Genomic DNA, 16847 nt, shown 5'->3' with positions numbered 1-16847 from the left:
ACGATGCAAAGCGGCCAATAAAGCCGCACTGAATGATTAACAAAGGGCGTCAGAGCGGGGGGACGACGCAGAATGGACACCCCTCAGGCTCTGACGAACGAGCGGCAAAACGTTAGGCCAACAATGGCTCGATGATTTTGCCGCCATCGACGATTTCGATCGGGCGATCACCAGGAGCCATCAATTCTTTGTCGGCAACAATGCCAAGCAAGCGATACATGGTGGTCGCAAGGTCGGCTGGCGACACGGCGTTTTCCTCGGGTTCCGACGCGGTCGAATCCGAAGCACCGTAGATCGAACCACCCTTGATACCGCCACCCGCCAACATCACGCTGAACACCTTTGGCCAGTGATCGCGGCCGGCGTCTTTGTTGATCTTTGGCGTGCGGCCAAATTCGCTGCTGACCATGACGAGCGTTTCGTCGAGCATTCCTCGCTCGGACAAATCGTCCAAGAGTGCTGACAACGCAACGTCCAATGCAGGTGTTGTGTTACGCATCGCACCGGTAATGTTGGCGTGCATATCCCAACCGCCGTAGGTCAGGGTCACCAAACGTGATCCGGCTTCGACCAAACGACGAGCCATCAACATACGTTGACCTGCGTCGTTGCGACCGTAGCGATCTCGCATCTTGGCGTCTTCTTTTTCGATATCAAACGCTTCGCGAGCCGCCGGGGTATCAAGCAGATCGTACGCTCGTTGATAGAACGTGTTCATCGCTTCGATATTGTCCGCTTGGGTGGCAGAGGTGAAGTGGCTGTTAACCACTTCCAAAGCACTTTTGCGACGTGTGAAGCGTTCTTGGTCCACACCACCGGCAAGATTCAAGTCGCGGACTTTGAAATCGCTGCGATTGGGATCCGAACCGAGGGCGAATGCACCGAAGCTGCTGGGCAAATAGCCCGTTCCCGCGAACTCGTTGGGAACGTTGGGGATGCACACGTATGGTGGCAAATTGTTGCGAGGACCGTACTCGTGACTGACAACCGAGCCGAAGCAAGGGTATTGCAGTGCAGGGCTCGGCTTGTAGCCGGTGAACATATTGTGGGTGCCCCGTTCGTGAGCGGCTTCTCCGTGGCTCATCGAGCGGATCACGCTGAACTTGTCCGCCCTCTTGGCTAGCTGAGGGATCGTCTCACAGAAAACTTCGCCCGTATTGGTTTTGATCGTTTTCAGTTCGCCCCGATATTCCAGAGGGCTATAGGGTTTGGGGTCAAACGATTCCTGTTGTGCCAAACCGCCAGGCAAAAAGATATGGATGACGCTTTTTGCTTTCGCTTCGACAAAATCGTACTGCTTCTGTTCCGCCGCTGCCTGACGCATCAGCAATTCGGGTAACGACAACCCAATCGTGCCAAGGGTTCCGGCAGCAAGAAAACCACGACGGCTAAAGGGATTTCCGTGACAACGCATGTTTGCAATTCTCCGAATTGAGAAAACGTTCAACGTGATTGGATAGAGTTCAAGCGATCCACCAGCAAAAAGGAACCGCTCGAGGAAGATTGTTTCGAAGCGTACGAAGTGATGTTGATTTGTTTCATCACGTCAAGCTCGATAGTGGATGACATCTCCCCGCATTTGGCAAAATGCCGCCGGGCTAGATATGGCGTAAAGGTAGGCCCAGATCCGCAAAACAACTTTTTCGGAAAAGTTGTCTATGGCTCTAGTATTTTTAAGGAAGGAATGGACAAGTCTATAGGCTTGTTTTTCAGCTGGATTGTTAGGCAATCTGACGCTGAGAGTGGCTATTGTAGCGAAAACAGGGGCGGGCGTCAATTATATTTGGGGGAGTCGACAATCCCAAGAAGATAAAATCGAGGTGGAAATGCGTTTCGCAAGCAGCCAACCTCTGATTTGCTGTGATTTTAATAATGAGGCGGCCTCTGCGACCCGCCAATTACCCCACTAGGGGATGCAGTGACTTCGTTTCGCTAGACACTTGGCGAACGAGCTCTAAGTGCCTTATCGGCGGGAGGATACGGCGATAATCTTCCGTAAAACCTTGAGCATCGCCTCGGTCTCGCTTTTCAGCTTGTCGACGAGATTCACCAGAACTTCACGACGGCCCTCTTTCGCAGCTTGTTCGATTTCACGGGCCGTTGAATACACTTGATGGGCAAAAAACAGGTTTGCCGAGCCTTTGAGAGTGTGGGCGGCGCGTCCAATTTCCGCTAAATCGCCATCGGGAACCGTGTTGACCAAGATGCTGAGCAGCGACTCGCACTCGCTGATAAAAACCTCGGCCAACCGCCGCACGCCCCGCCGTCCGCCGGGGATTCGCGATTCGGCAGCACGCAAGTCGACCACGTCGGAATCTTCGAATTCCAGATCAAGGTCATCATCGCAATCGTCCTTGCCTTTGTCGCTATCGCGAGGCAAATTGTCATCGTTTTGCCAATCGTGATCCGAATCGCTGATCGCAGAGGTGGCGCCGTCACTAGCAGACGATGTTGAAAGAGGCTTCGCAAAGCGGACCATCGTTTCTTGCAGGCGTCGAGGATGAATGGGCTTGGACAAGAAAGCGTCCATGCCCGCTTTGATGCAGGCATCCGCGTCTTCCTGCATCGCCGCGGCGGTCAAGGCGATGATCGGTATGTGTCGCGGTGGGCTGAACGATTTCTCTTGCTCGCGAATGAGTTTTGTTGCCTCGATGCCATCCATCACAGGCATGTGCATATCCATCAGGATGACATCAAACGGTTCGCTCTTCCAGCACGCGATCGCTTCACGTCCATCGTTGGCAATTTTGATTTTGTGTCCGCACGCCTTTAGCATTCCTATCGCCACTTGCTGATTCGCCAGTCCATCTTCGGCAACAAGGACTCGCATCGACGTGGCCGGTTCCGGAGTGGCGGGGATGGGCGTCTCAGGCGTCTCGCCTAACTCCATCACTTGCACAATCGTGTCGAGCAGTTCGGATTGAACCACCGGTTTGTTGAGGTAACGCGAAATGTTGAGATCACTGAGTTGGTCTGTGTTCTCAGGAAGATTCGCAGAGGACAACATGATCAACCGTGCCGGGTCGTCGGGGAATTCTTCGCGCAGCAGGCGGGCTAATAGGAATCCGTCCATCTCGGGCATCATGCAATCGAGCACGATCAAGTGAAACGGTTCGTGGCGTTGCTTTGATTCGCGAACTCGCATCAACGCATGTTTTCCGCCATCGACCAGCGTTGGCTTGAATCCCCAGACTGAAAAAATCTCCTCTAAAATCCTTCGATTCACGGGGTTGTCATCGACCACCAACACTCGGGTTCCGGCCAGTTGCCGCAGGTGGTCGTCGGGTGGTTTTTGTTCTGCCGCAATCGGAAAGGGGGCCGAGAACCAAAATGATGTGCCTTTGCCGACTTCGCTTTCGACTTCCAATTTTCCTTGCATCAAATCAATCAGCTGTCGCGAAATAGCGAGTCCGAGGCCGGTACCGCCGAAGCGACGCGTGGTCGATGAGTCCGCCTGAGTGAACGCTTCGAGCACCGATTGGATTTTTTCGGTTGGGATTCCGATGCCGGTGTCGGAGACTTGGAAGTGAAGCCAAAGTACGTTTGCGTTCGTCTCGTTTTGTTCGTTTGTCTCGGCAGACAAGTCCGGCGCCGGGGGGGCGGTTACGTTGACATCGACAAAAATATGCCCAGTCTCGGTGAATTTAATCGCGTTTCCAATCAAATTCATTAGCACTTGTCGCAGTCGGCCGGGGTCACCCATCAAACGGCTCGGCACGTCCGGGGCGATTCGGCAAAGCAATTCGAGATTCTTCTCGGACGCCTTCAACGACAACGTCTGCCCCGCCTTTTCGATCACATCTCGTGTGGCGAATGGGATCGACTCGAGCTCGAGTTTGTTTGCTTCGATTTTGGAAAAGTCAAGAATCTCGTTAAGCAGTCGTAGCAACGAGTCCGCCGAATCACGAACCAAGGAATTGTAATCACGTTGTTCGGGCGTTAGATCCGATTGCGACAACAGTTCGGACATACCAATGATCGCGTTCATTGGGGTGCGGATCTCGTGACTCATATTGGCCAAGAAATTGCTTTTTGCCTCGTTCGCTTTGGTGGCAACGTCACGGGCCTCGCGAAGTTCTTGTTGCGATTTAGTCAACTCGGTGATATCGCGACTGATCCCGAAGGTGCCGATGATTTTTCCTGATTCGTCACGGAACGGCATTTTGGTCGACATGCACCACGTGTCTTCCCGGTCGGCCCATGTTTCACGCTCGATGCGATCGACTAGTGCCTCACCACTCTGCATCACTCGCAGTTCATCTTTGCGAGCTAGCAGTGCATGTTCGGACGTAAAAATATCCGAGTCGCTTTTGCCGACGACATCGATCGAACCCTCCATCGCGAACTTGTTCGCCATCGCTTTACTGATTCTCAGAAAGCGACTTTCCGTATCTTTGAAGTAGATCGAGTCGGGGATATTGTCCAGCAACGTTTTCAGCAAGCTCTGCTCGTGCCGCAATTCCTTTTCTGCTTTGATCCGTTCGGTCACGTCCCAGAACATGACCTGAATGCCAATCACTTTTTGCTTGCTGTCCTTGATGGGGCATTTCATCCGCTCGATCCAGCGGGGACTGCCATCCTTAGCAATTGTTTCTTCGATGTCGTGCAGTGCCTCGCCACTCCTCATCACGACTTGGTCGTCGGCGACGTAACAGGCGGCAAGATGGACAGGAAACAGATCGAAGTCGTCTTTATTGAGTATCTCGTCGAGCGATTGGCCTCGCACCTCAAGATACTTTTTGTTCGCAAACAGGCGGCGACCTTCGGTGTCTTTGATCAGCAAACTTACCGGCAGCGCATCCGCGAGCGCCTGGTAAGTTGAGCGTGCATCTGCAAACACGCGTTCAAGGTATCCACTGTCCTGAGCCATAAACCGCCATTAACTCCCCATCAAAGCCTGTACAAGCAATCCCTATGATGGAACAAAATCATCATCCAATGTTAATGATTGTGCAAACTTTGCTAACAATTCGGCGACTTGGTCGATGTCCGACAACGAGATTACCTCTACCGCTGAGTGCATATATCGATTCGGGATCGAGACGAGACCGGTCGCAACCCCTCCGCCGTGGGTTTGCAGCACGTTGGCATCGTTGGGAGCGGCGCGGCCGATGGCGGCGAGTTGGTAGGGAATTGAATTCTTCTCCGCCAGGTCAATCAATCGCTGTGCCACTTTGGCGTTGATGTTTGGCCCACGAAAGATGACGGGACCTCCCCCAATACGGATGTCCCCTTGCTGTTGCTTTTCGATCGTGGGGCAATCTGATGCATGCGTCACGTCGACAGCAATCGCAACATCTGGATTAATGCTTCCGGCAGCCGTTTTTGCTCCACGCAGTCCAATTTCTTCTTGAACGGTCGAGACGCTGTGCAAATGGCAACGAAGCGAGTCGACCGACGTCGATGCCCGCCGGAGTGCTTCCATCACCGTCCACATGCCTGTTTTGTTGTCCATCCCCGGACCGCTGACCAAATCCCCAAGCAGGGGACGGTAGGTCAGGTCCAATGTCACTGGGTCGCCAATGCGAACCAATTGCCTGGCTTGGGCCTCGTCTTTGGCACCGATGTCGAGCCACATTTCTTTGAGCTGAACAACTTGCTTTCGTTCTTGTTCATTGAGCAAGTGAATCGGCTTACGGCTGATCACTGCAGCGACGGGGCCATTGGCGGTCCAAATCGTCATCGCTTGGCCGATCAATTGCTGGGGGTCCCAGCCGCCAATGGTTTGCGCATAGAGGAACCCCAATTCATCGATATGCGAAATCAGCATCCCGATCTGGTCGCAGTGTCCTGCATACATCAAACGCGGCCCCGATAGATCGCCCACGCTCGCAACCAAGTTTCCGTGGAGATCCGAGCGGACATTGTCCGCAAATGGACTGACGTACTTACGGATCAGCGATTGGATCGGCTCTTCAAAACCCGAGGGACTTGGGGTCTCGATCGCGTCTCGAAAGAACTTGTGGGCTGCATCTTGCATTGACGGTTTCCTACGTGTTTACGGTGAAAGCTATCATTTTGATGGATGAGATTCATACCAGGATGAGATTCCATCGTCAAAGTTTAACGGAACCGCGATTAACGCGGGTAGAGTAGACTAGAGGAGGGCACCCGAGTCGGCTGAGTGAAAGTGTATCTCGCCTCGGAAACTTGAGTGAACTTTGACACCAAACGGCGATTTATTCGATGTTTTGCGGTGCGATTACAGCTCAGATCGATGATGGCGGTGACGCGAGTTGCGAAATGTGAAGGAGAGCAGAAAATATTTCCTGGTTGATCTGGGCACGACGGAGAGATGTTGGCCGTGCGGTCAATGCGTTGAAAGAGTGAGAAAACCGAGAGTTTTCGCAGTGCAACCGATGTGCGCGTCTCTGTCGTCAAAACGCTATTGACATGCGAAACCGTTGATACTGCTTTTTCACGATCAATCGCACTAAAGAGTTGACCCTAAATGACTCGACATTAACTCTCAGATCAAGGTGTCTTTTCTTGACGCGTCTGAAGTTGCGAGGTTTTGGCTTGCCAGAGCATCACAACATTCATCTGCGGAGAGCAACCAAGACACTAGCCTTGATCTACCCAGGGGGGAATCTGGGAAACGCGATCACCAAAGCTCTGATGCAACCTGCATCATAGTGTTGGTGTTAGCGAGTACGGAAAAATCAAAATCGCATTTGTTGTAATGCACAGCCAGCGAACACGAGTGTTACTTCGGCATTCGTGTTTAACGTGTTGGGTGTTCATCAATCGGTCGCGGTTTGTCACGACGACTCGCAGCTTCTATCCCCTGAAAAACGATCTCATGTATATGGGTTCGCCTAATTTTTAATAAACAAACCGCGAGGAATCCCGCTCGGTAAGCGTCGCAGGATGCGAGCCGGCTGGCCCGACCCAGCGTTAATCATGACTGTAACTTTGCGTTCGTAACCCACTACGAAAACAAAACGATCGACTCAGGACCGGTTGTACAGGAAGTGAAGGACGAATAAGGCCGCTAGATCAATGGTTACCGACGCACCATTGGTCGAGGGAAAATTAAACGAGGCGTTATGGAGTACCTAGTATGAAGGTCTTCACAACTGGACAGGTCGCCAAGATCTGTAAAGTAGCACCCCGAACTGTATCAAAATGGTTCGATTCGGGAAGATTAAAAGGTTATCGCATTCCAGGATCTCAGGACCGACGCATTCCGCGTGAGTACCTGATCAAGTTCTTGAAGGAACACGGTATGCCCCTGGGTGACTTGGAAGACGAAGCGATGGCTAAATGCCTGATCGTCGCCCAAGACCAGGTGCTAATCGAGAACCTCAAGCGTGAACTTCCACCCGAAAAAGCATTCAAAGTGGCTGTGGCCGCGAGCGGTTTCGAAGCGGGAATTCAAGCGGAAAGCTTCAATCCAGACTGTATCATTGTCGACTTCTCGATCGGTAAGATCGAGGCAGTTCAGATTTGTCAAAATCTGCGCAAGAACATCGACTTCACTGATATTGTCCTGATTGCACTGCTTCCCGACGATGGGCAACCGATGAGCTTCGACCGAAGCAGCATCAATGAGACGTTCAAGAAGCCATTCGACGCGCACTTGCTCGCCGAACGCTTGCGAACTCTCGTCGGAAGCAAGAAAGAATTAGTCTAGTCAGCAAGCTTGGCGGCTGAAGCAAGTCGGTTCGCCGCTGATAGATGATCCTGAATGCCTCGATCAAAGACGTCGCACACCATCCCGAGGTGTGCGACGTTTTTTTATTTGCATACCGAATTTTATTTGCATACCAAAACTTGCGACACGTTCCCGATAAAATGGATCCCTTCGGAATCGGTTTCATTGGGAATCGGTTTCACTGGGAATCAGATATCTACTCGCAACGGGATTCACTCTTGTCTCATTTTGACGCTTCGGGCAACGCCCACATGGTCGACGTCTCGGCCAAGTCCGTCACGGTACGCGAAGCACTTGCGTCGGCTGAAATTGTGATGGCCCCCGCGACCGCGGATGTGATCCAGTCCGCAAAGGCCGCCAAAGGCGACGTGCTGGCAGTGGCCCGCCTGGCTGGAATCCAAGCGACAAAATTAACCTCGCAACTCATCCCGCTTTGCCATGCGATCCCGATTGAATCGGTCAGCGTCGATTTCAGCTGGAAACCGAACGCAGCATCACCTGCTGCTGCCGGAGCAACGCAGGCGACTTTGGTCTGCCATGTCCGCGTGCGAACGTCCGCGAAAACCGGAGTGGAGATGGAAGCGATGACGGCGGCGTCGATCGCGGCACTGACGGTTTATGACATGGTCAAATCGATCGATCGCGGAATCGAGATTGGGCCCGTGGTGTTGGAAGCCAAATCGGGTGGCAAGTCTGGCGATTATCGTCGTCAATAAATGGACACACCTGCTTAGCGGCCAGCGTTGATGAACTTTTGGATCGCGGATGGCAGTGGAGATTCAAACTTGACCGTTTCGCCCGTTATCGGATGCTCGAACGCAAGCGAGCGAGCATGCAAGGCGATTCGCTTGCGAACCCAGTACGGGTGCGATGCTTGCTTCGTTTGATAACGAGGATCTCCCAAGACCGGATGCCCTGCGTCGGCGAACTGAACGCGAATCTGGTTTCGCTTGCCTGTCTCGAGCTGCACTTCGACCCACGTGGTGTCGGGCAGCCGGCGAATGACGCGGAAATGCGTGATCGCGGTTTCAGTGTCTCGCGATGGCTTGGTCACGAACCGATCTAGATTGCTGCCGGTCGCCAGGTGCGAATGGTAAGTTCCCTCGTCATCCGCAATCACTCCGGCAACGATCGCGGTGTAGACTCGCTCGGGTTTTCGCTGTTTGAATTGTTCGATCAATTGTTTCGCGATCGCTTCGTGTTTCCCGAAGACCAGCAATCCGCTGACCTCGCGATCAAGCCGATGAACAACCCAAGCCTCTCTTTGCCCACGCGAATGGCTGAGATAGATCGAGATGCGGTCGACCAACGAATTCGGTTCTCCATTGTCCGTGGGCACAGTCAGGGTGCCGGCCGCTTTGTCGACGACAATGAGGTGCTCGTCTTCGAATACGATGCCAAACGTGCGATCGTCCCAGCTTCTTTTTTTCTCTTTGTACCGCTGGTTCGGGTCAAAACGCAACGAAACCACATCACCGGCTTTCACCGAACCCGCGACCCCTTTGCACGGATGCCCGTTCACATTCACGCAACCATGATCGAACATGCCCCGCACTTGGCTACGAGAGACCCCCGCCAGATCACGGACGATCAAATCGATACGCCCCGCTTTCTCTTCGTCTACGGTCAATGAAAGCGTCTTTATCGGCATCGGAAAATCGGAGTTAAAAGCAAGGAATCAAAAGAATGGAATGGGGCTGGTTCAGTGGCCCAGGCTTGCATTATCGCTGGCCAGGTGGATTTTCGCCAGGACTGTGCTTTTGGCGTGCCGCTGCGTCAACCACCATTGGTTCGATCGTTTTTATGCATCATACTTGCCCCCCAGAACATGTGATTAAACGACCTGTTACTTGGCAACGAGATTTTGATGAAGACGATTCGGTGGGGATTGATTGGATGCGGCGATGTTTCACGAAAACGGGTTGCACAGGCCATTATCGATAGTCCAGGCAACGAGCTGGTTGCGGCTTGCCGCCGTGATCCCGTTCGTTTGCGGGAGTTCTGCGACACACTTTCGGTTCCTCGTGGGTATAGCGATGCCCGCGAACTGATGAACGACGCCGATGTCGATGCGGTCTACATCGCCACGCCCGTGCAAGAGCACCTGCCACAAACGCAGATGGCTGCGGCGGCGGGAAAGCATGTCATCGTCGAAAAGCCCATGGCAATGAACGTGGCCGAGTGCGACGCAATGATTGATGTGTGCGCCAAGGCAAATGTCAAACTTGGCGTCGCCTACTATCGGCGGTTCTACCCCATCGTGGATCGGATTGAAACGCTGCTGAAAAGCAAGGCGATTGGTACTCCCTTGGCCGTGTCGGCTGTCACCGCCACCCCGCTTGCAATGAAATCGGGCGACGAGGGCTATTGGCGAACGGCGCTGGCCAACAGCGGCGGCGGAGCATTGATGGACGTTGGCAGCCACCGCATTAATGTCTTCTTACACCTCTTCGGGCCCGTTGCTGAAGTTAAATCAATCTGTGCGACCGTGGCAGCGGACTACGAAGTTGAAGACACCGCGACCGTTTTGTTCCGTTTTCAGCAGGGGCCAATCGGAACCTTGCAGTGTCATTTTGGTGCCGACGATCCTGACGAGTTTACGATCATCGGAACGCGCGGACGATTACGAGCATGCCCGCTGAACGGCGATAAATTGATTGTCGAAATCGACGGTCAGGAAACCATTGAAACGTTACCACCTGCGGCCAACTTTTGCGAACCTTTGATTGTCGACTTCGCCGACGCGATCCAAAACAACCGTCGCCCGCGGGTTGATGGCAACGAAGGCCGCGAGACAAACGTCGTGATGGCAAATGCCTACGCCGACAGCCAATAACGATCACGCAGGCCGGACGAAGTCGCGGCAGCGACGCAGATCCGGCGGATGCAAAAGTGATGGTGACTTCGTTACCGACGCCGTAACGGAACTCCGCTCCGCTGCGTTTCGGCCTACTGGGGGCGGTCGATCGATGCTTTTCCGATTAAGCCAATCGGACCCAAAATCAACGCGACGGGAATCCCGAAACAGGCTCCATAGATTCCGCCTTTCAGCATCCACTGCACGCTGCCCGGGGGCAGCATTTCGGCGCTCGCGATCGCAAAGAAACTCGCGACCATCGCTCCGATGCCGCTGGCAATCATCGACGGGGGCGGTTCGAATCCGCTTCGCATCCCGTACGCAACCATCGCCGCAACCAGCGTTCCGATCGCAATGCCAGGGACGCCTCGCACTATCGGCCACGACAGATTGCCGAGTAACAATACGACGAACAAGCCGATTGCCGTGGCCGTAATCGTCGCCAGCTCTATTTTTACAATACGATGTTTCATAATGGGTTCCTGCCTACCCAGAGCCCCGATGGTAGTATGGGGTGCGTGAATTCCGCAAAAAAAATCCTACGTTGTTTTTCCTCTCACTGGATGACATGACTTGAAACGTTTGCAGCCTGCCATGATCCTTTCGGCGCTAATCATCGTCGCTATGGTTGATCGCCCCGCGTTTTGTCAAACCAACGCTGCCCCGCCGCTTGCGCTGGCTCATGCCCACAATGATTATGCGCACACGCGTCCGTTGCTGGATGCACTAGATCATGGATTCACCAGCGTCGAGGCGGACATCTATCTTGTCGAGGGTGAATTGTGGGTCGCTCATTCCCAGAATGAATTGAAACCCGAACGAACGCTTCAGTCGCTGTATCTAAATCCCTTGCGCGAACGAGTGCAGCAGAACAACGGATCGGTCCACGGCACAGACGATCCCTTTTATCTGCTGATTGATATTAAGAGTGCAGCCGAGCCCACCTACGCAGCACTCGCAAAAACTCTCGCTCAATATTCCGAAATGATTTCTGTAGTTCGTGATGGCAAATTGCATCGCAAAGCGGTCAGCGTGACTGTTTCTGGCAATCGACCGTTGGAATTGATGACCGCGGAAACCGTGCGTTACGCAGGTGTTGATGGTCGCTTGAGCGATCTGGATTCGCGATTGCCAAGCCACCTGATGCCGTTGATCAGTGACAACTGGCGTACACATTTTCGCTGGAACGGCAAGGGGACGATCAGCGCGGCGGACCAGCAGAAGTTAGATCAAACGATCGCCTCTGCCCATGCTCAGGGCAGACGCGTTCGTTTCTGGGCGACCCCCGACACCGCGGCAATGTGGCGTGTGCTTCGCGACAGCGGCGTCGACATGATCAACACCGACGACTTACCAGGACTAGAATCGTTCCTTCGCCAAGCGGGCAAAGACCGCTAGTCCACTAGCTTTGCCTGTGCTTAGCGATTTCCGTAAACCGGAGCCTTCCAATCTTTGGGCAATCGGCCTTGCGGTTTCACTCCGTAGGCATCGCTGGGGATCGGATGATCCTCGGCCTTCAGCAGCGGCAGATCGTCAGGAAGATGCTTGATCTTAAAATCTTTGTACTGGATCTTCATCGCGGGACCGACATGCACTTGCACGGCCAGCACTCCTTCGAGTGAACGTCCTTTCTCGTCCAAGTCGATCAGGTCGGCGGTCGGATGCCCGTCGATCCAATGTTGATGATGATTGCCTTGGACCAACACGCGGTAGTCGTGCCAGGATTCGGTATCGAAGTCTTTGATCGCATCACTGCCAGCCAATTGGCCAACGACCCACGGTTGTCCGTTGCTGTCGATGATCACTTTTTCGCCGGTATGCGACAGAATTCGTCGTCCCTTTTCTTCGTAAAGCATGCCGTTGTAGTTGGGGTTATCGGCGACCACATCACACTGGTAACCGGTCACGATGTCCAAACCGAGATCGGGACGCGATGTGCCGCGATACTGAAGTCCGCTGTTGCCGCCGGCGGTGACTTTGACTTTAACTCGCAAATCGAAGTTGCGGATCGTCGAGTTATTCCAGGTGATGAAGCGATTCATCTTTAGCGAGCCATCGGTCACCCCGGTCAACGCACCGTCTTGGACCGACCAATATTTGGAATCACCCGACCACTGACGCAGGGTCTTGCCATCAAACACACGGACGAAGCCGTCTTTGTCGGGCCGAGTGCCGACCGCTGCCGAAGCCTCGGGATGCGGCACCGTGGACGGAGAGAAGTTTTTGAGCGGATCGAGCGGGCCGCCCAGTTCTGCGACGGTCTCGGTCGTCCGTTGACGCATCGCTTTGAGCGTTTCGGCATGCTCGGGATCCGAGGCCAAATTGACCAATTCGTCAGGATCGTTTTTTAGATCGTGCAAGAATTCGTGGTTGCCGTGGTCAAAATAGCGAACGTACTTGTATCGCTCGTTACGGATGCCTTCGTAGGCCGGGATGCGATTGCGAACCGCGAAGTGTTCGTGAAACGATTCGGTTCGCCAATCCGCTGGTTTTTGAGAATCGACGATAGGTTTCAGACTGTGTCCCTGGTAACGCTTCGGCACTTCGACGTTGGCCCAATCCAAAAACGTGGCTGGCAGATCCAAGTTCAATGCGATCGCGTCGGCGACCTTGCCTTGCTGAGTTTTAGGTACCCGCGGATCCGCAACGATCATCGGCACGCGGAGTGCCTCTTCGTAATGCGACCACTTGCCGGCAAACCCGCGATTGCCCATGTAGTAGCCGTTGTCGGCCGAGTAGACAATGATCGTGTTGTCGGCCAATCCGGCTTCTTCCAATGCGGCCATGAAACGGCCGATTGCACCATCGATACCGCTGACCATGCGGAAATAGGCTCGCATGTTGGTTTGGTATTTTTCGTCCGTATTCCATCGCCAAAAATAGCGTTCGCGATTGATCGTGGTTTTCAAAAAGTCGGGTTGTCCGTCAAAGATCGCAGGATCACCCAGACGCGGTGGAGCGATTTGGACGTTTTCGTACATCCCGTCGATTGCGCGAGGCCAAGGGAAATGCCCGATCCCGGGGCGACGGTCGCCGTCCTCGGCGTGACAGGCGTTGAACCACATGTTCAGCGCGAACGGTTTATCTTTGGGTTGATTCTTAACGAATTCGATGCCGCGATCGACAATCAGTTCGGTTTCGTGACGCAGGCTGCCATCGGCTTGTTTTTTGTAATACGGGTTCCGCCCAATCGCCTCGAACTCGTCAAAGTGATCTTGGTTTCGGTACCCTGCTGGCATCTTGGCGTGCCATTTGCCAAAGTAGCCAGTGCGGTAACCGTTTTCTCGCAACAGATCGCTGTACAAGGTCTCCACTGCATCGGCTCGCGCCAATTCAGGGTTTGCTGCGGTGCCGTAACTGCGTCCGGTCAATCCCGACAGAATCGTGGTGCGGCTGACCCAGCAGATCGATTGGCTGACAAAGGCGTTTTCGAAGCGTGTGCCCCGCGCGGCCAAGCCGTCGATGTTCGGCGTCTGAATCACGTCGTTGCCATAGCAACCCAGCGTGCTCGTCGTTTGGTCGTCGGCAAAGAAGAACACGATGTTCGGACGCTCGTCGGCACGCGATTGCCCAGGCGAGAGCAGCAATGCGGTAACGACGACAAGCGATAGCACAGAGAGATGTTTTTTCATCATGGCGGTCGGGAAAGGGGGAGAGGGGAATTTAGAAGTGGGGATGCATGCCTTGGCTATTCAAAGTCACTCGTCATCTCGGCTCGCAGTTTCAGCAAACGCTGAGTGATATCGGGTCGAGATTCTGCAACATTATTTGTCTCGCCAATGTCCTGGCTCAGATCCACAAGAAACAGTTTATCCTTCAATCGGCCACCCTCTTTGCGCTGGGTTTCGTTGAGCGAGGTGTCACGGGGATTACCAATTAATTTCCAGTTCTTGTCGCGGACTGCCCACTGAGAGTTTTTGCCGCCACCGCCGAACTGCCAATAAAACGTTTCGCGTGGCGGCTTTGCATCATGACTCAAAACATCCACGATCGATACACCATCGAGCGTATTTACGGGCGGTTTTACGTCGCAGAGTTGGCATAGCGTGGGCAGCCAGTCACACGCGGTCATGAATTGGTCACGCGTTTGGCCAGCGGGAAATTTCGGCGGAAAGCGAACGACCGATGGAACACGAATGCCTCCTTCGAACAGCGAAAACTTGGCTCCGCGATACGGACCGGCGTTGCCGCCGCCACCAAAGGCGCGAATTTCGGTGCTGTGACCATGGTCCGCTTGGTAGATGACGATGGTATTTTCGCTCAGCCCGTTGCGTTCAAGGTGCTCGATCACTTCGCCAATGTATTGATCCATGGTCGACAAAAACGCACCGTACTCACGGCGGGGTGTCGGCAAATCTTTGTAACGCTCGAGCCACTCGGGCGTACCTTGATAGGGATAGTGCGGCGCGTTGAATGCCCAATACAGTAGCCATGGCTGATCGGACGGTTTGTCGATAAACGTTTTGCAGCGATCCACCATCAACTGAGGAAAATAGTCGCCTGGTCGATAGACTTCGGTTCCGTTGTCAAACAGATCGTGACGGTTCGGGCCGGCCCAGAAAAAGAAGTGCGAGTAGTTATCGATACAGCCACCGAGATGGCCGAACCAATCATCAAAGCCTTGTCCCTTCGGATTGTTGAGGGGCGTTTGACCAAGATGCCACTTGCCCACTTGCCCGGTGCGGTAGCCCGCGTCACGAAAAACTTCGCCAATCGTGACTTCTTCGGATCGCAGATCGCCGTTGCCCGGTTGCCCTGCACGTGCTGGGTAACGCCCCGTCAACAATCCCACACGACTCGCCGAACACACGGGTGCGGCGGAGTACATTTGTGTCAACAGCAGTCCTTGGCCGGCGAGTCGATCCAAGTTCGGCGTTTGCAGATCGGTAACGCCCATGCATCCCAGATCGATCGAACCTTGATCATCTCCATAAATGATCAGCACGTTGGGTTGATCGGCCAGCGTGGGTTCAGCGAACGCCGCCAACAAAACAGCAGCGCCCATCAAGGCAACGATGGCTGCAATCCAAGAGAATCGAATCATGGTCAGGCTTGGGTAGGAGAAGGCGAGGTAGTGTCGCGGCACCGAACGGTCCGTGTCGTACAAGAACGTCCGGCTTAGTAAAATCATAACCCGACGCGTAAGCGAGGGACTCGAAGCTGATCGCATAACGTTACCGGAAGTCCCACGCCACGCATTATCCGGTGCCTTACGGCCCACGGCTCACTGTTGAAATTTGTGATTACTCGGCGTGATAGCCTCGCCACATCCACACCAGCGTATCGGCGAGCGTTCGCTCGAACACTTTGCGGTCACAGTGCCGTGTCGCTCGACTGAACACGTAACGATAATCGTAACCTTTGGCTTTGAGGGCTGCGGCGGTCCGCTGATTGGCCATCACCCAATTGTGATGCGTTCCTTCGGGATCGTTCGCGCGGTTGTCGTTCTCGGAAACATGCGTAAAGATCCGCAGCGGTTTCTTTTCGCTGTTTGCGATTAACTTCATGCTCGAATGGTACTCCCAGGCTCCCAACGGGTAATCGGCTTCTTCGGGAGCGTCGTCATCTTGTTGGTCAACAAAGGTGCCCGAGTAGGTGATCAAGCGGCGAAACAAGTCGGGGCGAAACCAGCCCATCGTTAGCGCCGCGGCGCCTCCGGAACTGCACCCCATCGCGGCCTTGCCCCACGGATTTTCGGTGAAGGCAATGTTGGGATAGGCCGCTTTGATTTTCGGGTTGTTGAGCACGGCAGGCAGAACTTCGTCGTTAATGAACCGGGCATAGCGGTCGGACATCGTGTCATATTCCAGTCCTCGTTCGCTTCCCTTGCCATCGTTGCCTCCGTTTTCGACCGCGATCGCGATAAAGGCCGGCAGCGTACGTTTGGGATCTTTTGAGATCGTCAGATTATCCAGTGCGTTGCGGACCAAATCCAATCGGCTCGGACCATCCATCGTGACCAAGATCGGTGCCTTCGTGCCATCGACGTAAGCTGCGGGTACATAGACAAAAATCTTTCGTTCTTTGCGAACTTCCTTTTTTGGATTCAGCGTGGTGTCCGTGCCCGCAAAAATCTTGCTGTCGGCAAGCGGCATCGTGAATTCAAAATACTTGCCCTTCGGATTTCCTCGGTCCGTCAAATCGGGATCGATCGAGTAATCGGGGCCGACGACGTGGTTGCCATTGCCCTCGGTCCCAAGATTTTCGGAATCGGTGTCCGCTGCCGAAACGGGACTGCAGTTCACCGGGATGGCAAGGAGGGCGATGAAACAGCCAGTGGACGTCAAATGAACGATTGATTTCATGAACATCGAGAACTTTGCGAAGAGATAG

Annotated in this window: 12 protein-coding genes; 4 read left to right on the top strand and 8 right to left on the bottom strand. The window is 54.0% G+C overall.

What is annotated here, in order from left to right; genetic code table 11:
- Positions 1 to 112: 112 nt before the first annotated feature.
- The 3 genes from SH528x_RS09210 to SH528x_RS09200 all read right to left on the bottom strand — a co-directional run bounded on the left by SH528x_RS09210 (position 113) and on the right by SH528x_RS09200 (position 5980).
- Positions 113 to 1414, bottom strand: coding sequence for a DUF1501 domain-containing protein (locus SH528x_RS09210; RefSeq protein WP_442510231.1), 1302 nt, complete (start codon positions 1412 to 1414; stop codon positions 113 to 115).
- Between the two features lie 549 nt (positions 1415 to 1963).
- Positions 1964 to 4870: a response regulator gene (locus tag SH528x_RS09205; protein ID WP_442510230.1), complete on the bottom strand. Its 2907-nt coding sequence runs from the start codon at positions 4868 to 4870 to the stop codon at positions 1964 to 1966.
- Between the two features lie 42 nt (positions 4871 to 4912).
- Positions 4913 to 5980: a M42 family metallopeptidase gene (locus SH528x_RS09200; protein ID WP_442510229.1), complete on the bottom strand. Its 1068-nt coding sequence runs from the start codon at positions 5978 to 5980 to the stop codon at positions 4913 to 4915.
- 1083 nt (positions 5981 to 7063) lie between these two features.
- On the opposite strand from SH528x_RS09200, the gene SH528x_RS09195 reads away from it, so the two are divergent.
- Both SH528x_RS09195 and moaC read left to right on the top strand, forming a co-directional pair.
- Complete coding sequence (locus tag SH528x_RS09195; RefSeq protein WP_040770725.1) at positions 7064 to 7636, top strand: helix-turn-helix domain-containing protein; 573 nt, start codon at positions 7064 to 7066, stop codon at positions 7634 to 7636.
- 239 nt (positions 7637 to 7875) lie between these two features.
- Positions 7876 to 8373, top strand: a complete 498-nt coding sequence (moaC, locus tag SH528x_RS09190; RefSeq protein WP_442510228.1) for a cyclic pyranopterin monophosphate synthase MoaC — start codon at positions 7876 to 7878, stop codon at positions 8371 to 8373.
- Positions 8374 to 8387: 14 nt separating this feature from the next.
- On the opposite strand, the gene SH528x_RS09185 is transcribed toward moaC, so the two are convergent.
- Complete coding sequence (locus SH528x_RS09185; RefSeq protein WP_442510227.1) at positions 8388 to 9308, bottom strand: RluA family pseudouridine synthase; 921 nt, start codon at positions 9306 to 9308, stop codon at positions 8388 to 8390.
- 216 nt (positions 9309 to 9524) lie between these two features.
- Between SH528x_RS09185 and SH528x_RS09180 the strand changes: the two genes are divergently transcribed.
- Entirely contained in the window at positions 9525 to 10493 is a 969-nt protein-coding gene (locus tag SH528x_RS09180; RefSeq protein ID WP_442510226.1) for a Gfo/Idh/MocA family protein, read from the top strand.
- 113 nt (positions 10494 to 10606) lie between these two features.
- Here SH528x_RS09180 and SH528x_RS09175 read toward each other — a convergent pair whose 3' ends face one another.
- On the bottom strand, positions 10607 to 10987 hold the full coding sequence (locus SH528x_RS09175; protein ID WP_442510225.1) for a hypothetical protein: 381 nt from the start codon (positions 10985 to 10987) through the stop codon (positions 10607 to 10609).
- 100 nt (positions 10988 to 11087) lie between these two features.
- Between SH528x_RS09175 and SH528x_RS09170 the strand changes: the two genes are divergently transcribed.
- Entirely contained in the window at positions 11088 to 11912 is an 825-nt protein-coding gene (locus SH528x_RS09170; RefSeq protein WP_442510224.1) for a phosphatidylinositol-specific phospholipase C/glycerophosphodiester phosphodiesterase family protein, read from the top strand.
- A gap of 20 nt (positions 11913 to 11932) precedes the next feature.
- Here the strand turns inward: SH528x_RS09170 and SH528x_RS09165 are convergent, their stop codons facing one another.
- The 3 genes from SH528x_RS09165 to SH528x_RS09155 all read right to left on the bottom strand — a co-directional run bounded on the left by SH528x_RS09165 (position 11933) and on the right by SH528x_RS09155 (position 16819).
- Positions 11933 to 14149 (bottom strand): sulfatase-like hydrolase/transferase, encoded by a 2217-nt coding sequence (locus SH528x_RS09165; protein WP_442510223.1) that lies wholly within the window; start codon positions 14147 to 14149, stop codon positions 11933 to 11935.
- 53 nt (positions 14150 to 14202) lie between these two features.
- The gene (locus tag SH528x_RS09160) at positions 14203 to 15558 is read right to left on the bottom strand and encodes a sulfatase family protein (protein WP_442510222.1); all 1356 of its coding nucleotides are present in this window, start codon (positions 15556 to 15558) and stop codon (positions 14203 to 14205) included.
- 199 nt (positions 15559 to 15757) lie between these two features.
- On the bottom strand, positions 15758 to 16819 hold the full coding sequence (locus SH528x_RS09155; RefSeq protein ID WP_442512103.1) for an alpha/beta hydrolase: 1062 nt from the start codon (positions 16817 to 16819) through the stop codon (positions 15758 to 15760).
- Positions 16820 to 16847 lie beyond the last annotated feature (28 nt).

The organism is Novipirellula methanifontis (assembly GCF_052161655.1).
GTDB lineage: Bacteria > Planctomycetota > Planctomycetia > Pirellulales > Pirellulaceae > Novipirellula.
This window is presented reverse-complemented; position numbering and strand designations above follow the sequence as displayed.

What these genes read in the sequence shown, in the direction of transcription:
- SH528x_RS09200 (WP_442510229.1), bottom strand. Translation starts at nt 5,980, where the DNA reads ATGCAAGATGCAGCCCACAAGTTCTTTCGAGACGCGATCGAGACCCCA.
- SH528x_RS09180 (WP_442510226.1), top strand. Translation starts at nt 9,525, where the DNA reads ATGAAGACGATTCGGTGGGGATTGATTGGATGCGGCGATGTTTCACGA.
- SH528x_RS09195 (WP_040770725.1), top strand. Translation starts at nt 7,064, where the DNA reads ATGAAGGTCTTCACAACTGGACAGGTCGCCAAGATCTGTAAAGTAGCA.
- SH528x_RS09175 (WP_442510225.1), bottom strand. Translation starts at nt 10,987, where the DNA reads ATGAAACATCGTATTGTAAAAATAGAGCTGGCGACGATTACGGCCACG.
- SH528x_RS09205 (WP_442510230.1), bottom strand. Translation starts at nt 4,870, where the DNA reads ATGGCTCAGGACAGTGGATACCTTGAACGCGTGTTTGCAGATGCACGC.
- SH528x_RS09165 (WP_442510223.1), bottom strand. Translation starts at nt 14,149, where the DNA reads ATGATGAAAAAACATCTCTCTGTGCTATCGCTTGTCGTCGTTACCGCA.
- SH528x_RS09210 (WP_442510231.1), bottom strand. Translation starts at nt 1,414, where the DNA reads ATGCGTTGTCACGGAAATCCCTTTAGCCGTCGTGGTTTTCTTGCTGCC.
- SH528x_RS09160 (WP_442510222.1), bottom strand. Translation starts at nt 15,558, where the DNA reads ATGATTCGATTCTCTTGGATTGCAGCCATCGTTGCCTTGATGGGCGCT.
- SH528x_RS09155 (WP_442512103.1), bottom strand. Translation starts at nt 16,819, where the DNA reads ATGAAATCAATCGTTCATTTGACGTCCACTGGCTGTTTCATCGCCCTC.
- SH528x_RS09185 (WP_442510227.1), bottom strand. Translation starts at nt 9,308, where the DNA reads ATGCCGATAAAGACGCTTTCATTGACCGTAGACGAAGAGAAAGCGGGG.